Raw genomic sequence first — 2500 nt, forward strand, 5'->3', positions numbered from 1 at the left:
GAGACAGTGTCAGGTGGGCAGTTTGACTGGGGCGGTCGCCTCCTAAAGTGTAACGGAGGCGCCCAAAGGTTCCCTCAGAATGGTTGGAAATCATTCGTAGAGTGCAAAGGCATAAGGGAGCTTGACTGCGAGACCTACAAGTCGAGCAGGGACGAAAGTCGGGCTTAGTGATCCGGTGGTTCCGCATGGAAGGGCCATCGCTCAACGGATAAAAGCTACCCCGGGGATAACAGGCTTATCTCCCCCAAGAGTCCACATCGACGGGGAGGTTTGGCACCTCGATGTCGGCTCATCGCATCCTGGGGCTGTAGTCGGTCCCAAGGGTTGGGCTGTTCGCCCATTAAAGCGGTACGCGAGCTGGGTTCAGAACGTCGTGAGACAGTTCGGTCCCTATCCGTCGTGGGCGTAGGAAATTTGAGAGGAGCTGTCCTTAGTACGAGAGGACCGGGATGGACGCACCGCTGGTGTACCAGTTGTTCTGCCAAGGGCATAGCTGGGTAGCTATGTGCGGAAGGGATAAGTGCTGAAAGCATCTAAGCATGAAGCCCCCCTCAAGATGAGATTTCCCATAGCGTAAGCTAGTAAGATCCCTGAAAGATGATCAGGTTGATAGGTTCGAGGTGGAAGCATGGTGACATGTGGAGCTGACGAATACTAATAGATCGAGGACTTAACCATATAATATGTAGCAAATGTTATCTAGTTTTGAAGGAATATGCCTTCAATAGTTTGGTGATGATGGCAGAGAGGTCACACCCGTTCCCATACCGAACACGGAAGTTAAGCTCTCTAGCGCCGATGGTAGTTGGGACCTTGTCCCTGTGAGAGTAGGACGTCGCCAAGCAAGCTTAAGACGAGTCAAAATGACTCGTCTTTTTTGTGTTTAATGAAGTAATCTTGTAATTAATGTCGCCTCTATAAGTACGTTTATCTAACAAGAAACACCTTGATTTAATTATGATTTCACATGTAAATAGTGTACCTTCAGAAAAATATGGTCAAGTTGGTTAAACTGTCTATTTGTTAACAAGAATATATACAAGATAATGCCCTCTGTAGCCTGTTCACCCCTTCTTTTATTTCTTCAGTTGTTAAATGTCCGTACCCTATAATAATTTGATTATGATGTTTTCCTTTTTTAATGGCGTGGTCTTCCACGGGATATACTTTTACTTCGAGTTGTTGAATTTCCTCAAGTAATTCTTTTGTGAATTGAACTTGATTGAATTCAACAATCAAGTGTAATCCTGTAGAATAGCCGAAAATATTGATCTTATTTGAGAATGCTAATTTTAATTGCTGGATAAGGAAGTTTCTTCGATTTTTATAGAGTTTTTTCATCTTCATAATATGCCGTTCCAAATGATCTTCGGTAATAAATTTAGCAAGAACAAGCTGATTTAAAGAAGGTGTATGTAGATCTGAAAACCATTTTACTTTGCGACATTTTTCAATAAGGTGTGAGGGAAGAACTAAGTATCCCATCCTAAGGGCCGGTGATAAAATTTTACTAAATGAACCTATATATATAACACGCTCGGGATCCAATCCCTGTAATGAACTTACGGGTGAGCCTTCATATCGAAATTCACTGTCATAATCATCTTCAATGAGGTAGCAATTTGTTTTTCTTGAGTAGTTAATCAATTGAACCCGTCGTTGAATCGGTAATGTTCCACCTAAAGGAAACTGATGAGAAGGAGTAATAAAGATAAATTTTGGATTTTTATTTACAGGTAGCAAAGATGTATCCATCCCATTATCATCAACTGGTATAGGATAAAGGAAGGCTCCTGAATTTTTAAAAATTGTTTGAATGTCATTGGTAATAGGATCTTCTATTATTACTTCATCACCCGTTGATAAAAGTAATTTAGAAACAAGTGTTAAAGCTTGAGTTGCACCAGAAGTAATCACTAATTGTTCTGGATGACAAAAAACTCCTCTTGTTTTTAATAAATAGCGTGATAAAGCCTTTCTTAATTCGGGACGCCCTTCGGGAATATCGTATCCAAACGTAGAAGGGGGTGCTTCGTGCCATATTGTGTGAGACAAATTTGCCCATCTCTTGCGTGGAAATAAGTCTAATGCTGGTATCCCTGAACGAAAATTAATGATGTTACTGTCTTTGTTTATTTCTTCGCACCAAGATAAAGAATCAATTAGAGTTGATTTTTTACGTTGTTCTAAATAAGTCCCCTCAGCAATGAATGTTCCTGCTCCCTGTCGAGCGACCAAAAAACCTTCGGAAAATAATTGATCATAAGCTTCTAAAATTACATTCCTAGATACGTTTAACTCAGAAGATAATTCCCGTGTTGATGGTAACTTTTCTCCGGACTGTAGCTCTCCATTTAATATTCGCTCACGTATTTGGTAATAAACCTGTCGAATTAAACTAATATCTAACGATCGGTCAATAGGTATCCACAGCATATAAATGCTCCCTTCATCAAAAATTGGTACCATAAAAATTCGGCTAAAATGGTACTAATACGAA

General features: G+C 40.4%; 1 protein-coding gene and 2 rRNA genes (1 of these 3 only partly in view). 2 read left to right on the forward strand and 1 reads right to left on the reverse strand.

Going from position 1 to position 2500, the window contains the following annotated elements; genetic code table 11:
• A 23S ribosomal RNA gene (locus NLJ82_RS01640) occupies positions 1-678 on the forward strand; it begins 2245 nt to the left of the window's first position.
• 50 nt (positions 679-728) lie between these two features.
• A 5S ribosomal RNA gene (rrf, locus tag NLJ82_RS01645) occupies positions 729-844 on the forward strand.
• Positions 845-1023: 179 nt separating this feature from the next.
• Here rrf and pdxR read toward each other — a convergent pair.
• Positions 1024-2436 carry a MocR-like pyridoxine biosynthesis transcription factor PdxR gene (gene pdxR / locus NLJ82_RS01650; RefSeq protein ID WP_000964408.1) on the reverse strand — a complete coding sequence of 471 codons (1413 nt, stop codon included), beginning with the start codon at positions 2434-2436 and terminating at the stop codon, positions 1024-1026.
• Between the last annotated feature and the right edge of the window lie 64 nt (positions 2437-2500).

The organism is Bacillus paranthracis (assembly GCF_024296885.1).
Taxonomy (GTDB): Bacteria; Bacillota; Bacilli; order Bacillales; family Bacillaceae_G; genus Bacillus_A; species Bacillus_A paranthracis.